Origin of the sequence: Ancrocorticia sp. (assembly GCF_052089425.1) — a bacterium.
Classification (GTDB): Bacteria; Actinomycetota; Actinomycetes; order Actinomycetales; family Actinomycetaceae; genus Ancrocorticia.
The window spans coordinates 1-14,353 of sequence record NZ_JBQCZW010000036.1 but is presented as its reverse complement, the minus strand read 5'-3'; the positions used below and the strand labels follow the sequence as shown (position 1 = coordinate 14,353).

Below are 14,353 nucleotides of genomic sequence, written 5' to 3'. Positions count from 1 at the left end.
ATCTATTCCCGCCGCCAAGCTCTCCAAGGGCTACGCAAAGCGCTCGGCATGGATCTGGATCAGGCGATCGAGGAGGCCGATCAGGCGCGGGCAGCCTTAGAGGATCTAGGCGATGTGGATGCCACGCGTGAGAGGCTGGAAGCGGCGCTTGATCAGGCTCGGGCTGCCATGGACAAGGCCGGCAAGGCGCTGCAATTAGCCAGATCGTCCGCCGCCAAAAAGCTGACTGCCGCCGTGACCGCAGAACTCCCGCAGCTCGCGTTGCCGGATGCCACCTTCTCGATTTCAGTGACCGAAGCTCCCACTCCCGCGGCCCATGGGAAAGACGTTGTGGCGTTCCAACTTGCTTCGCACGCGGGCGCTCCGCTGGCCCCGCTGGGAAAGAGCGCTTCTGGAGGCGAACTCTCTCGCATTATGTTGGCAGTGGAGGTGTCATTGGCTGCTGAGGCCCATGATAAGCACCACACTTTCCTTTTTGATGAGATCGATGCAGGAGTGGGCGGGCGTGCCGCCCTCGCAGTGGGGCACAGGTTGGCGGCACTGGCTGCTACGAGCCAAGTGATCGTGGTGACCCACCTTGCTCAGGTTGCCGCATACGCTGGCACGCAAGACGTAGTGGTCAAGGAATCGAAGCAGAAATCTGCCATCACACATGTGGAGCGCGTGGCGGGGGACCAAAGGCTTGGCGAGCTGGCACGGATGCTTGCCGGAACCGATTCTCCAACGGCACGCGCCCACGCGGCTGAGCTGCTTTCCACTGCGGATGTGGCACGATAAAACCGTGGCATTTCGAATAGTCCGCAAGAAGGACGTGCAAGAAGCGGGGGAGCTTGAGGCTCAGGCCCGGGTAGATCCGCGCACCAAGAATCTGACGAAACGGTTAGAACCGGGCAATATCGCCGTGATCAACCATTCGGATATTGATCGCGTTTCGGCGGAGGCACTCGTCGAATGCAAGCCCAAAGCCGTCCTGAACGCTGCAAAGTCAACCTCCGGCCGTTACCCGAATCTCGGCCCGGGAATCCTAGAAGCTGCGGGAATCCCTCTGATCGATGATCTGGGCACGGAGATTATGGACGTGCGCGAAGGCGATGTCCTCCACATCGATGGTGGCCGGGTGTACCGCGGCGATGAACTGTTGGCTGAGGGCACGGTCCAGACTGAGGAAACTATTGCTGGGGATCAGGGAGCTGCTCGCGCCGGAATGAGCGTTCAGCTCAAGGCCTTTGCTACGAACACGATGGAATACGTGGAACGTGAGCAGGATCTGATTTTTGATGGCGTTGGCGTCCCGGACGTCAGAACCGATTTCCAAGGCCGTCACGTTCTTGTGGTTGTGCGCGGATATCGCTACAAGGAGGATTTAGCCGCGCTTCGTCCATACATCCGCGAGTATAAGCCCATCATGATTGGCGTGGACGGGGGAGCGGACGCCATCCTTGAAGAAGGCTTCAAGCTGGACATGATCGTGGGCGATATGGATTCCGTCTCCGATAAAGCTCTGACCTCCGGGGCAGAGATTATTGTTCATGCTTATCGTGATGGCCGGGCGCCGGGGCGCAAACGCGTTCAAGATCTGGGCGTGGAGCATGTGGTATTCCCCGTGACGGGAACATCCGAGGATGTGGCCATGCTGCTCGCCGATGATAAGGGCGCCCAGCTCATCGTTGCCCTCGGCACACACAATACGCTCATCGAGTTCCTCGATAAGGGCCGTAGCGGAATGGCTTCAACGTTCCTCACCCGGCTGGCGATTGGCGGAAAGCTCATCGATGCCAAGGGCGTATCGCAGCTGTACCGCTCACGCATTTCTAATTGGCAGATCTTCTTCCTCATTCTTGCGGGCTGTATCGCCATCGGGGCGGCTCTATTCGCCACTGCCACCGGACACGCGATGTTCGGATTAATCTCCACGTGGTTCGGTGATATCGTCCACTGGTTTGCGACTCTCTTCTGATAGGCACATTATGGTTGATTTCAGGTACCACCTTGTTTCGCTGGTCTCAGTGTTTCTGGCGTTGGCTATTGGCATCATTCTTGGTGCGGGGCCTCTGCAGAACTCGATCGGCAACACCCTCTCGGGACAGATCGATACGCTTCGTGAGTCCCGCGACGGGCTGCGCGATGATCTTGCGCTCGTAGAAGATCAGCTGGCCGGATCAGATGGCGCGCTGGATACCGTGGCCGGAGATATGCTCCCCGGGACCCTGGATGATCGCAATCTCGCGATTGTCCTGCTCCCCGGGACGAACGGCGATGCCGTGACGGAAATGATCGAGAGCCTCGAGCAAGCCGGCGCCTCCATCTCCGGGCAGGTGACGTTGACCGATGCGTACAGCAGCTCTGATAAGGCCACCTATCGCGGCGCGTTCGCCAACCAGGTGTCCGAATACGTCGAGGATTTGCCGGAGAATCCCACCGATGATCAAATTGTCAGCTCCGCGTTGGATTACGTGTTGCGTCAGGGAACCGGCAACGAAAACGCCAACGTCCTTCTGGGGTCACTGACCGCTGAAGAAGACGCTTTGGTGACGGTTGATCGCGAGATTACGGCGCCAGCGGATGCGATCATCGTTGTCACCCCCGAAACGCTGTATTCGCCCGATGAGGATTTGAGCGCGAACGAGACCTCGGAGATCGATTCGCAATCCGGGATTTACACCCAGATGTTTTCACAGATCGCGAGCCGAGGGGCCACCGTTGGATACGGACGAGCTTCGAACGACGACGATCTCTTGCTCGCCATGCGCGGCACCAACGATGGATCTACGGTGGATTCGATTGGATCGGCCCCAGGGCGCCTCAACGTGCCGCTGGCAGTTGCAGCCGAGCTCACTGACGATCACATTGCCCTCGGCAGCCAGCAGGCGGCCGATGCCCCACTTGGCAGCAAGGTGAATGCATCGAAGCCGGCCAGTGATTCAGAGGATGACGAAGAGTGAGCGTAACATCGGGAGCTCTGGCCGCAGCGGCTGGAGCAATGGCTGCGCGGCAAGCAATGCGTAGCTCCGGGGCCACATTCGCTTCGTGGGACCGGACGTCATTTAGCGGCGGCAGCGTATCACTCACCGAGGGACTCGTTGCGAGCGCTGGGATGCTTGGCGCCGCAGCTACTGTTCCTGGGCGCGGCAAGTGCGGCGCGCTGATCAGCGTTGGGGCTGGCGCGGTAGCCGGCTACATCGATGATCAGCTAGAAGATCGTTTCCCTGCCAAAGGCAAGGGATTGCGCGGGCATTTGGGCGCGCTGCGCGGCGGCAAGCTGACCTCTGGTGCGCTCAAGATCGCTCTGATTGGGGCAGGCGCCGCAGCAGGGGCCGCAACTCTGGCTGACGAACGGAGCCTTTCTGGCCGCACGGTTTCGTGGGTTACGCGCACGGCACTGATCGCCGGAACCGCCAACCTCGTCAACCTTTTGGACCTTCGCCCGGGGCGCGCCATCAAGGCGAGCGCTGCGGTGGCTGCGCCGCTCATCGCGTCAACTGGTGCAGCTTCGGGGCTCGCTGCGGGGATCATATCAACCGGTGCCGTCTGCGCAGAAGCCGATTTGGCCGGCCAGACCATGCTCGGGGATATGGGAGCAAACGCGATCGGCGCCGGCTTGGGATACTCTTTGGCCTCCGTCCGGTGCCCTGCCGTTCGCGCAGGTGCTTTGGCCTGCGTGGTTGGCCTGACCCTCGCCAGTGAAAAGGTGTCCTTCTCCAAGGTGATTGAGAACAATTCGGTTCTCTCCCGGATTGATCAGTTCGGACGGCCATGAACAAGGCGGTTGCCACCGTTACCGGCGCGGCGGGATCAATTGCGATCCTGACACTCCTGTCCCGGCTTGTCGGGTTCGTCCGTACGTGGGTGCAAAATGGCGCGCTCGGGGACACGTTGGCAGGCGAAGCGTACTCAACGTCCAATACCGTCCCGAATGTCCTGTTTGAAGTTGCCGCTGGTGGCGCTCTGGCGGGCGCGGTTATTCCGCTCATCTCGGGATTCCTCGCCAAGAAGATGGAAAAAGAGGCCTCCCGCACGGCCTCCGCGCTACTCACGTGGATCGTGGCTATCGGGCTGCCGATCGCTGGGATTGTTGTGCTGGCCGCTACTCCCATCACCACGGCTCTCCTTGGCCGTGGCACAGAATCCGACGAGGTGGAGCTAGCGGCAGGGCTTTTGCGCATGTTCGCTCTCCAGATTCCTTTGTACGGCATATCGCTTGTGTGCACGGGGATTCTTCAGGCCCATCGCCGCTTCATTTTGCCGGCTCTGGCACCGATGCTCTCAGCTGTGACCGTCATTGGTGCCCTCGTCATCTTCTGGGAGCTTGCACAGGGCAATCAACATGACCCGGAGGCCCTGTCCACTGCATCGATCATGTGGCTGGGGTGGGGCACAACGCTGGGAACCGTCGCGTTCTCGTTGCCTCAGCTCATACCGGTGATGCGGCTGATGAAGATCCGGCCAACGTTTGCTTTTCCTCCCGGCGTGGCCAAGCGAGCGGTGAAGCTCATGGGAGCCGGCCTTGGCGGCATCCTTGCTCAGCAGGTTCAGATCATCACCATCATGGTGGTGGCCAATACCTATGGGGCAGGAGATGGCGGGCAAACGGGCGCCTACCCGATTTATACGTTCGCCAATGCGATTTACATGGTTCCCTACGCGGTTTTTGCCGTGCCGATCGCCACCGCCGTTTTTCCGCGCCTTTCCGAGGCGGCGGCACTACCCGGGCGTCCGGGGCTCGCGGAGCTGACAGCTCGCTCCACCCGGCTTGTGCTCGAAATCGGAATCATGTGTGTGGCCCTGCTGGCCGCGCTGGCCCTACCTGCCAAGCTGGTATTCGATTACCTACGCGAAGCATCGGGTTTGGACGTGGCCCTGATCGCTATGGCGCCCGGCCTTGTGGGGTACGCCCTGATCTATCACTGTTCGCGCGTTCTGTACGCACTTGAGGCTTCTCGTGCCGTGGTGGTGGTCAACATGGCCGCATGGTTCACTGTGTGCATTGCCTTGGGAATTCAAGTTCTGTTCGGCATCGAGGGGCGCACACAAGTCCTGATTGCGATTGGTGTGGCAATCTCCATTGGAATGACCATCGGCGCGATTGGGCAGCTTGTGGCGATCCGCGCGGCGCTGGGCAGCGATGCGATAGCCGGGCTCGGGCGCGCCGCCCTGACGGTCACGTGTGCCGCCGGCGTGGCTGGCGCTCTTGGATACGCCGCGGTTCGTGGAGCCGTTGCGTGGCTTGGCACGGGCCTCATCGGCGCGGGCGCCGCGGTTGTTGTTGGCGGCCTCATCATTGTGGGTGGGGGTGGGCTGGCCATCTACGTCACAGATCGCCGAGCACTGTCAATGGCTACACGATCTTAGTGATAGGCTGAAGTCCCGTGGAGCATACAGCAGCCCGTTTACCGGGAAATCAGAACACGGTCACTAGGCACATCTTCGTCACCGGTGGTGTGGCGAGTTCACTTGGTAAGGGGCTCACGGCTTCCAGCTTGGGCCGCCTCTTAAGATCGCGCGGATTGCGCGTCACCATGCAAAAGCTTGATCCGTACATCAACGTGGATCCCGGCACGATGAATCCTTTCCAACACGGAGAGGTGTTCGTTACCGAAGACGGTGCGGAAACAGATCTGGACATCGGCCATTACGAGCGCTTCTTGGATGTGGAGCTTACGGGCGATGCAAACTCGACAACCGGACAGGTGTATTCACGCGTCTTGGCGCGCGAACGCGCCGGGGGATATCTGGGCGAATGCGTCCAAGTGATCCCGCATATCACCAATGAGATCATTGATCGTATGCGCGCTCAGGCCCAGCCTGATAAGGATGGACAAGTGCCGGACGTGATCATCACGGAAATCGGCGGCACAGTGGGCGATATCGAATCGCAGCCGTTCCTTGAGGCTGCGCGTCAGGTGCGCCAGATTGTTGGGCGTGAAAACGTTCTGTTCATTCACGTTTCGCTGGTGCCATATCTGGCCGCTGGCGGGGAACTCAAGACGAAGCCAACCCAGCATTCAGTTGCCGCTCTGCGCAACATCGGTATCCAGCCTGATGCCATCGTACTGCGCTGTGATCGCGAACTGAACGAAAGCATCAAGAACAAGGTCGCGCTGATGTGCGATGTTGATCGCGAAGCTGTGATCGAATGCCGCGACGCCGCCTCGATCTATGAGATCCCTGTGACGCTATCGCAAGAAGGGCTCGATTCCTACGTGATCCGCCGCCTGAGCCTCAGCTTCCGTGATGTGGATTGGACGCAGTGGAACGTGCTGCTGGATCGCGTCCGTCATCCGAAGGAGAGCGTACGGGTTGCGCTTGTTGGCAAGTACGTTGATCTGCACGATGCCTACCTTTCGGTTGCTGAAGCTCTACGTGCCGGCGGTTTCGCCAATTCCGCCGTCGTAGATATCAAGTGGGTCGCCTCTGACCTGTGCGAAACACAGGAGGGCGCGCGCGAGCAGTTCGCGGATGTTGATGCTGTCCTCGTGCCGGGAGGCTTTGGGGTGCGCGGGCTTGATGGCAAGATCGGCGCGCTGCGCTACGCACGCGAAAACAAGATCCCCACGCTGGGCATCTGCCTTGGCCTTCAGTGCATGGTGATCGAGGCCGCCCAGAATATGTGCGGGCTGCCGGAGGCCTCCTCCACAGAGTTCGATGCTGAAACGGCCGAGCCCGTGATTGCCACCATGGCCGAGCAGCAGAAGATCGTGGATGGTCAGGGGGACATGGGAGGCACGATGCGTTTGGGTGCTTACCCGGCGCAGCTAACCGAAGGCTCACTGGTTGCCGAACTGTATCGGGCGAGTGCCGTGAGCGAACGCCACCGCCATCGTTATGAAGTCAATCAGGACTACCGCGGCCAGCTCGAAGAGGCCGGGTTGACAGTCAGTGGCACGTCACCCGATGGCACGCTCGTGGAGTTCGTGGAGATGGAACGGGCCATTCATCCGTACTACGTGGCAACGCAGGCCCACCCCGAGTTCAAGAGCCGCCCAACGGCCGCTCACCCACTCTTCGCTGGCCTGATCGCTGCCGCACTGGAAAGGAAGAGCGCATGAGTACCCAGCTCGCGGATGTCCGGGACAGCAACCATGCCCGCATCACCGGCCGCACGGAGCCGTTCACCGGTCACATTTTTGGCGTGGTGGCCGATGATATTGAACTGCAGTCAAATGGTGCCGCGATGACCCGTGAGTTCATTCGCCACGATGATGCAGTGGGCATTCTCGCCGTGCGCGAGAGGGATAACGGCCCCGAGGTATTGCTGATCCGCCAGTATCGCCACCCGGTTCAGAGCGTCATGTGGGAGATCCCGGCTGGCCTCTTGGACGTTGCTGGCGAAGCTCCAGAGGCAGCAGCCGCCCGCGAACTGGCCGAGGAAACGGACCATCAGGCAGCCACCTACACGCCGCTGGCCAGCTACTACACATCCCCCGGGTGCTCCGATGAACAGCTCCACGTGTACCTAGCGCAGGGAGTCACTGCCACTGACCACCAATTCGTGCGTGAGGATGAGGAAGCTGAAATCGAGACGAAGTGGTTCCCGGTCGAGGATGTCGTAGCTGCCGTGCTGGCCGGAGATCTGAAATCTCCCAGCCTTGTGGTGGGGATCCTTGCCTACGTCGCACGCCAATCCCGAAATACGCGTCCGTAGCCATCCGCCCCGCCCGCGCCGCCAGCACAGAGCCGGCGGCACAGATTCTCATAACGAGTCAGGTTTACCTAACGTGCCTATGCTCACATTGGAATTATTCCAGAAAACCCGTGTGGCGGTGGAATTTAGAAAGGGGCATGTTGTTTAATAGTGGAGGTAGGGGAGGAGGCTCAGATGACCGGAATATCAGATACCGATATCGGCACAAGAGACCGTATCCTCCGTCTCATTATTGAACAGGGTCCGATTACCTCCGCGGAACTCGCGAAGGAACTCGTTTTGACGGCTGCCGCAGTGCGCCGCCATTTAGCCCAGCTCGAAGTGGACGGACAAATAACCGAATACGAGGGTGTTGCATCCAAGCCTGCGCGGCGCGGTAGGCCGTCTCGGCGCTATGTTGCCACGGGTGAAGGTCAGGCCTCGTTTGGGGATTCGTATGGAGATGTGGCCACTCAGGCCCTCGATTTCCTCTACGATTCTCTGGGCGATGATGGCATCTGGCAGTTTGCCCAGCAGCGTATTAGTGGCCTTGAGGCTCGCTATCGTGATGCGATCGCGTCATCTGGCGATGATCTCGAAGCCCGGGCGCATGCGCTCGCACGGGTTCTGACTCAAGATGGCTACGCAGCGAGTATTCGCCGCGGGCCAAAGGGCTACACGCTCCAGCTATGCCAGGGGCACTGCCCGATTCAGGAAGTTGCAACGGCATACCCCGCCATGTGTGAGGCGGAAACCCAAGCATTTCATCGACTTCTCGGCGTGCACGTTCAACGCCTTGCCACACTAGCTGGCGGAGAACACGTGTGTACACTGACGATCCCTCTTGTTTCGCGCACCCGCGAAGCAACAACAACATGGAAGGACAGCCATGACACAAACCCGGCATGAGGCCGCGGTTGCTGAGGCCATAAATGAGCAGCAGGAGACCATCGAGGCACTCGGAGGCGGTTACGGCTTCGGCTGGCACGATTCCGATGCTGCAGGTGAAGCTGCCCAGCGAGGCTTGAACGAGGACGTTGTCCGCAACATTTCGTCCGTCAAGGGCGAACCGGAGTGGATGCTCAAGCGGCGCCTGAAGGCGCTGAGGCTCTTTGAGCGCCGTCCAATGCCTACGTGGGGCGCTGATCTTTCGAGCATTGATTTCGATGAGTACAAGTACTTCGTTAAGTCAACCGAGAAGCCGGCGAAATCATGGGAAGAACTGCCCGATGATATCCGCGAAACGTATGATCGCCTCGGAATTCCTGAGGCGGAGAAGGCTCGTCTGGTTTCCGGAGTTGCAGCCCAGTACGAATCGGAAGTTGTGTACAACCAGATCCGCGAGGATTTGGAAGAGCAGGGCGTTCTGTTCCTCGATACGGACACGGCGCTTCGCGAACACGGCGATCTGGTCAAGGAGTACTTCGGAACCGTTATCCCAACGGGCGATAACAAGTTCGCGTCCTTGAACACTGCCGTGTGGTCGGGTGGATCCTTCATCTACGTTCCTAAGGGCGTCCACGTGGATATCCCGCTTCAGGCCTACTTCCGCATCAACACCGAATCGATGGGTCAGTTCGAACGCACGCTCATCATTGCGGATGAAGGTTCCTACGTTCATTACGTTGAAGGCTGTACCGCCCCGATCTACCAGCGCGATTCGCTGCATTCGGCGATTGTGGAGATCATCGTCAAGAAGAACGCACACGTTCGTTATACAACTATCCAGAACTGGTCCAACAACGTGTTGAACCTCGTGACCCAGCGCGCTTCGGTGTACGAAGGCGGCACGATGGAGTGGATCGATGGCAACATCGGTTCTCGCATCAACATGAAGTACCCGGCCTGCGTGCTGCTGGGCGAACACGCCCACGGCGAAGCGCTCTCTGCGGCCTTTGCGGGTCCGGGCCAGCATCAGGACACAGGCGCGAAGATGATCCATTCGGCCCCCTATACCACCTCCTCGATCGTCTCCAAGTCGATCTCCCGTGGTGGCGGCCGCTCCTCTTACCGCGGTTTGGTTCAGATTGAGGAGAACGCTCATCGCTCCAAGTCCTCGGTTGTGTGTGACGCGCTCTTGGTGGATGACATCTCCCGTACGGACACCTATCCATACGTGGACGTCCGCACGGACGATGTGGAGATGGGCCATGAGGCCACGGTCTCCAAGGTCTCTGAGGATCAGCTGTTCTACCTTGAGCAGCGCGGCCTCACCGAGCAGGAAGCAATGGCCATGGTGGTGCGCGGCTTCGTTGAGCCGATCGCCCGCGAGCTGCCCATGGAGTACGCACTTGAGCTCAACCGTCTCATCGAGCTCCAGATGGAAGGAAGCGTCGGCTAAATGACAACGTCTGATTTGTCTACTGATCATTCGCGCGCAAAACTCGTTGAGGACGAGGATTTCGGCACGGGAGTTTCTCGCGCCGATCGGCTGACCTCGTTTTCATCGAGCGATTTCCACGTCCCCACGGGCGAGGAAGAAGAGTGGCGCTTTACCCCGATGGATCGGATCGCTGATTTTATTGGCGAAACCATCACGGCTAGCCCCGCCAACGTGAGCGCGGATTCGGAAACGGTTGAGACCGTCACCCGCAAGGATTCACGGCTCGGCACTGTTGGTATCCCGGACGATCGGTCCGCGGCTCTCGCGTGGGAGGCTTTTTCCGAGGCTTACGTTGTGACGATTCCGAACGACGACGACGAACACGAAGTGTCTGTCACATTGAACGTTCCTGACGGCATGCACGCAGCCCACACCGCTATCATCGCTGAACCCGGTTCCAAGGGGACCGTGGTGCTGGAGCACACCGGAACCGGTGAGCTGACAGAAGGCGTAGAGATCACGGTGGGTGATGAAGCAGAGCTAACGGTCGTTTCCGTTCAGGAAGGCGAGCGCACCGCCCGTCACTTCTCCAACCAGCGCATCTCCGTTGGCCGGAACGCCAAGGTCAAGCACATTCTTGTGACGATCGGTGGAGATCTGGTTCGCATCAGTACCTCGCTCAACTATCGGGATGAAGGTGGGTCGGCCGAACTGCTGGGCGCCTACATCACCGATGCGGGAGAGCATCAGGAGCATCGGATCTTCGTTGATCACGGCCCCAGGAACTGCGTGTCCCGGGCTACCTACAAGGGCGCCCTTCAGGGCGCGGAAGCTCACTCCGTGTGGATTGGTGACGTGCTGATTGGCGCAGAGGCCACAAATACGGATACCTATGAGCTCAATCGCAACCTCGTGTTGACCCGTGGCGCAAAGGCCGATTCGGTACCGAACCTTGAGATCAAGACCGGCGAAATCGTTGGCGCAGGCCACGCTTCGGCTACCGGCCGTTTTGATGAAGAGCAGCTCTTCTATCTGCAGGCTCGCGGTATCCCCGAGGATATTGCCCGCCGCTTGGTGGTGCGTGGCTTCTTCGCGGAACTGGTTGACCAGATCGGCGTGGATTCCATCGAAAAGCGCCTGATGGCCGCCATCGAGCGTGAGCTCGACATGGCCGCTCTGGAGGCCGAGCAGTGACGTTCCAGCTCGCATGCACAACCTCAGAACTCGATCCGGAAGAGGCGCTTCAGGTGATTCTTCCCGATGGGACTGGGGCGAATGTTCCGGTTGCCGTTGTTCGGGATTCTGATGGCACATGGCACGCGATTGGTGATACCTGTTCGCACCAAAACTATTCGCTCGCGGAAGGCGATGTGGAAGATGGAACGATTGAGTGCTGGAAGCACGGCGCTCCGTTTGATTTGTCCACCGGCCGTCCACTCTCACTGCCGGCAACTCAGCCGGTTCCTGTCTACTCTATTGAGATCAACGGCGGAGACGTTTTAGTCGACGTCGATGCCACCCTGTAAAAGGAGATCATCACTTTGTCCACACTTGATATTCAGAACCTCCACGCTTCGGTTGAAACTGCCGAAGGCCTCAAGCCGATTCTGCACGGCGTGAACCTCCACATTGGCGATGGCGAAGTCCATGCCGTGATGGGCCCCAACGGTTCGGGTAAGTCCACCACCGCTTATGCGCTGGCCGGCCACCCGAAGTACCACATCACCGAAGGAAAGGTGCTGCTGGACGGCGAAGACATCACCGATATGACGCCCGATGAGCGCGCTCATGCCGGCCTGTTCCTCGCGATGCAGTACCCCGTGGAAGTTCCAGGAGTTTCCGTTACGAACTTCCTGCGCACCGCCAAGACCGCTATTGACGGCGAAGCTCCCAAGCTTCGCGACTGGACAAAGAAGGTCAAGGAAGCAACCGCTAACCTCAAGGTTGATCCGGACTTCATCGCCCGCGATCTCAACGTTGGCTTCTCCGGTGGCGAGAAGAAGCGCACCGAGGTTCTCCAGATGGAACTCCTTGAGCCCAAGGTTGCCATTCTTGACGAAACGGATTCGGGCCTTGACGTTGATGCTCTGCGCATCGTGTCTGAGGGCGTTGTGTACACCCATGAGAAGACGAACAACTCGATTCTCCTCATTACGCACTACTCCCGGATCCTGAAGTACATCAAGCCAGATTTCGTTCACGTATTCGCGCATGGTCAGATCGTGCGCACCGGTGGCGCTGAGCTTGCCGATGAACTCGAGACCACTGGTTACGATTCGGTCGTGGGCGTCTAATGCAGCTTTCGCCGGCACCTCGCGGCGATTTCCCCATCCTGTCACGTACGGTGCGTGGGGAATCGCCGCTGGTATACCTTGATTCAGGTGCCACATCCCAACGCCCGCAGCGTGTCCTAGACGCGGTGCGGGCGATGGACGTGGAACACAACGGAGCCGTCAAGCGCGGCGCGCACCAGCTTGCAGAGGAGGCGACTATCGCCTATGGAGAAGCTCGTGAACGCGTTGCCAGCTTCGTAGGGGTAGATCCCGGCGAGATTGTGTGGACCTCGGGGACCACCCAGTCCATCAACCTTGTGGCCTATGCCATCTCCAACGCCAGTGTTGGGCGTGGACCGGAAAGATTCAGGATTGGACCAGGGGACGTCGTCGTCGTCACCCGTGCGGAACACCATTCCAATATCGTGCCGTGGCAAGAACTCTGCTTGCGCACGGGCGCAACGCTGAAGTGGCTGGATCTCACGGACGATGGCCGTATCGATCTGAATACTCTGGACGTCATCGATGCTCATACAAAGATCGTGGCCTTCACGCACGTTTCGAACGTGTCTGGTGCAATCTCACCGGTGGCGGAGATCGTGGCGGCCGCACGCGCGGTGGGAGCTCTCACCGTGCTGGACGCCTGCCAATCCGTGCCCCACATGCCCGTGAACTTCCGGGATTTGGACGTGGACTTCGCAGCGTTCTCTGGTCACAAGATGCTCGGGCCTACCGGCGTTGGTGCGCTCTACGGGCGGCGCGATCTCCTAGACGCGTTGCCTCCCTACCAGTTCGGCGGATCCATGATCGAACTGGTGACCATGGAGGAAACCACGTACGCCGATCCGCCCGCACGGTTCGAGGCCGGTACCCAACCCGTTGCCCAAATCGTTGGGATGGGGGAGGCTGCCAGCTACCTTGCTGATATCGGTATGGACAAGATTGCCGCCCACGAGGCGCGGCTCACCGCCATGATGGTGGAGGGCGTGCAGAAGATACCTGGCGTGCGGTTGCTCGGGCCTGCTGATACTGCGGAGAGGACCGGGGCCGTTGCCTTCCACGTGGAGGGCGTTCACCCGCACGACGTTGGCCAGTACCTCGATTCGTTGGGCGTTGCTGTTCGCGTAGGGCATCACTGCGCTCAGCCGATCCACCGCCATTTTGGGGTGTTCGCCTCAACGCGCGCTTCGCTAGGCCCGTACAATACTGTGGAGGAAGTTGGCGTATTCCTTTCAGCACTAGCAGGTGTTCGGCCATACTTCCGGTTGGAGGATTGATGAACGAACTGGATGCGATGTACCAGCAGATCATCTTGGACGCCGCGCGCGAACGCCACGGTGAAGGCGAACTCGAATCTTTTGATGGCGAGTCCTTCCAGGTCAACACCACGTGTGGCGATCAGGTCAACATGCAGGTCAAGCTGTCGGTAGACGGCAAGCAGATCGAACACATCGGATGGGAAGGACAGGGCTGCTCCATTTCGCAGGCCTCCATCTCCATCATGACCGAAATGGTAGAAGGCAAGGACATCTCCGACGTGATGGACTTGTTCACCACCTTCCGCCACCTCATGGATACGCGTGGGCATGAGCTCAGCGAAGAAGATGAGGATAAGCTTGAGGATGCCGGCGCCTTCGTTGGTGTTTCCAAGTTCCCAATGCGCGTCAAGTGCGCGCTGCTAGGCTGGATGGCCATGCGTGACGCAACCGATCAGGCCGTTGCTACTGGTGCCACCGATCAAGGAGGAGAACATGTCTGAGGATCAGAGAGAAGCCGCTCCCGCTTACCCCGGAAGCACACCCACCTACTCTGGCACGCCCTCGATTCCAACGGTGACCGATGAGGACGTACTGGAGGCCATGCGCGACGTGATTGATCCCGAGTTGGGTATCAACGTTGTGGATCTTGGCCTCGTATACGGCGTTCATCTGGACGGCACCAAGGTAGTTGTGGACATGACGCTCACCTCTGCCGCCTGCCCACTCACCGATGTGATCGAGGATCAATCGGCCATGGCCCTCGAAGGCATGGTCACCTCCATGCGCATCAACTGGGTGTGGCTGCCACCGTGGGGTCCCGAGCGCATCACGCCCGAGGGACGCGAAATGCTGCAGGCATTGGGCTTTAACGTTTAGA

14 protein-coding genes and 1 pseudogene are annotated in these 14,353 nt (G+C 59.6%); all 15 read left to right on the top strand.

The genetic code is table 11. The annotated features are described in order from the left end of the window. Positions 1 to 777: pseudogene (locus ACTHV6_RS10045) on the top strand (DNA repair protein RecN); the annotation flags it as partial. Positions 778 to 781: 4 nt separating this feature from the next. Further along, on the top strand, positions 782 to 1,957 hold the full coding sequence (gene steA, locus ACTHV6_RS10040) for a putative cytokinetic ring protein SteA (RefSeq protein ID WP_441387358.1): 1,176 nt from the start codon (positions 782 to 784) through the stop codon (positions 1,955 to 1,957). Positions 1,958 to 1,967: 10 nt separating this feature from the next. Further along, the gene (locus tag ACTHV6_RS10035) at positions 1,968 to 2,942 is read left to right on the top strand and encodes a copper transporter (RefSeq protein WP_441387356.1); all 975 of its coding nucleotides are present in this window, start codon (positions 1,968 to 1,970) and stop codon (positions 2,940 to 2,942) included. Next, positions 2,939 to 3,757, top strand: a complete 819-nt coding sequence (locus ACTHV6_RS10030; RefSeq protein ID WP_441387355.1) for a hypothetical protein — start codon at positions 2,939 to 2,941, stop codon at positions 3,755 to 3,757. The genes ACTHV6_RS10035 and ACTHV6_RS10030 overlap by 4 nt, the downstream gene beginning before the upstream one ends. After that, positions 3,754 to 5,349 carry a murein biosynthesis integral membrane protein MurJ gene (gene murJ, locus ACTHV6_RS10025; protein ID WP_441387353.1) on the top strand — a complete coding sequence of 532 codons (1,596 nt, stop codon included), beginning with the start codon at positions 3,754 to 3,756 and terminating at the stop codon, positions 5,347 to 5,349. Before ACTHV6_RS10030 ends, murJ begins: the two co-directional genes overlap by 4 nt. Before the next feature lie 17 nt (positions 5,350 to 5,366). Further along, positions 5,367 to 7,046, top strand: coding sequence for a CTP synthase (locus tag ACTHV6_RS10020; RefSeq protein ID WP_441387352.1), 1,680 nt, complete (start codon positions 5,367 to 5,369; stop codon positions 7,044 to 7,046). Beyond that, complete coding sequence (locus tag ACTHV6_RS10015; protein WP_441387350.1) at positions 7,043 to 7,642, top strand: NUDIX domain-containing protein; 600 nt, start codon at positions 7,043 to 7,045, stop codon at positions 7,640 to 7,642. The genes ACTHV6_RS10020 and ACTHV6_RS10015 overlap by 4 nt, the downstream gene beginning before the upstream one ends. A gap of 174 nt (positions 7,643 to 7,816) precedes the next feature. Then, positions 7,817 to 8,530 carry a helix-turn-helix transcriptional regulator gene (locus ACTHV6_RS10010; RefSeq protein ID WP_441387349.1) on the top strand — a complete coding sequence of 238 codons (714 nt, stop codon included), beginning with the start codon at positions 7,817 to 7,819 and terminating at the stop codon, positions 8,528 to 8,530. After that, complete coding sequence (gene sufB / locus ACTHV6_RS10005) at positions 8,511 to 9,962, top strand: Fe-S cluster assembly protein SufB (protein WP_441387348.1); 1,452 nt, start codon at positions 8,511 to 8,513, stop codon at positions 9,960 to 9,962. The genes ACTHV6_RS10010 and sufB overlap by 20 nt, the downstream gene beginning before the upstream one ends. Then, entirely contained in the window at positions 9,963 to 11,138 is a 1,176-nt protein-coding gene (sufD, locus tag ACTHV6_RS10000) for a Fe-S cluster assembly protein SufD (RefSeq protein WP_441387347.1), read from the top strand. Beyond that, positions 11,135 to 11,470, top strand: coding sequence for a non-heme iron oxygenase ferredoxin subunit (locus ACTHV6_RS09995; RefSeq protein ID WP_441387346.1), 336 nt, complete (start codon positions 11,135 to 11,137; stop codon positions 11,468 to 11,470). Before sufD ends, ACTHV6_RS09995 begins: the two co-directional genes overlap by 4 nt. Before the next feature lie 15 nt (positions 11,471 to 11,485). After that, entirely contained in the window at positions 11,486 to 12,238 is a 753-nt protein-coding gene (sufC, locus tag ACTHV6_RS09990) for a Fe-S cluster assembly ATPase SufC (protein WP_441387345.1), read from the top strand. Then, on the top strand, positions 12,238 to 13,494 hold the full coding sequence (locus ACTHV6_RS09985) for a SufS family cysteine desulfurase (RefSeq protein WP_441387343.1): 1,257 nt from the start codon (positions 12,238 to 12,240) through the stop codon (positions 13,492 to 13,494). The genes sufC and ACTHV6_RS09985 overlap by 1 nt, the downstream gene beginning before the upstream one ends. Next, a complete protein-coding gene (gene sufU / locus ACTHV6_RS09980; protein WP_441387342.1) occupies positions 13,494 to 13,976 on the top strand; it encodes a Fe-S cluster assembly sulfur transfer protein SufU in 483 nt (160 codons plus the stop codon). The genes ACTHV6_RS09985 and sufU overlap by 1 nt, the downstream gene beginning before the upstream one ends. Further along, on the top strand, positions 13,969 to 14,352 hold the full coding sequence (locus ACTHV6_RS09975; RefSeq protein ID WP_441387341.1) for a metal-sulfur cluster assembly factor: 384 nt from the start codon (positions 13,969 to 13,971) through the stop codon (positions 14,350 to 14,352). The genes sufU and ACTHV6_RS09975 overlap by 8 nt, the downstream gene beginning before the upstream one ends. The last annotated feature ends 1 nt before the right edge of the window (position 14,353 follow it).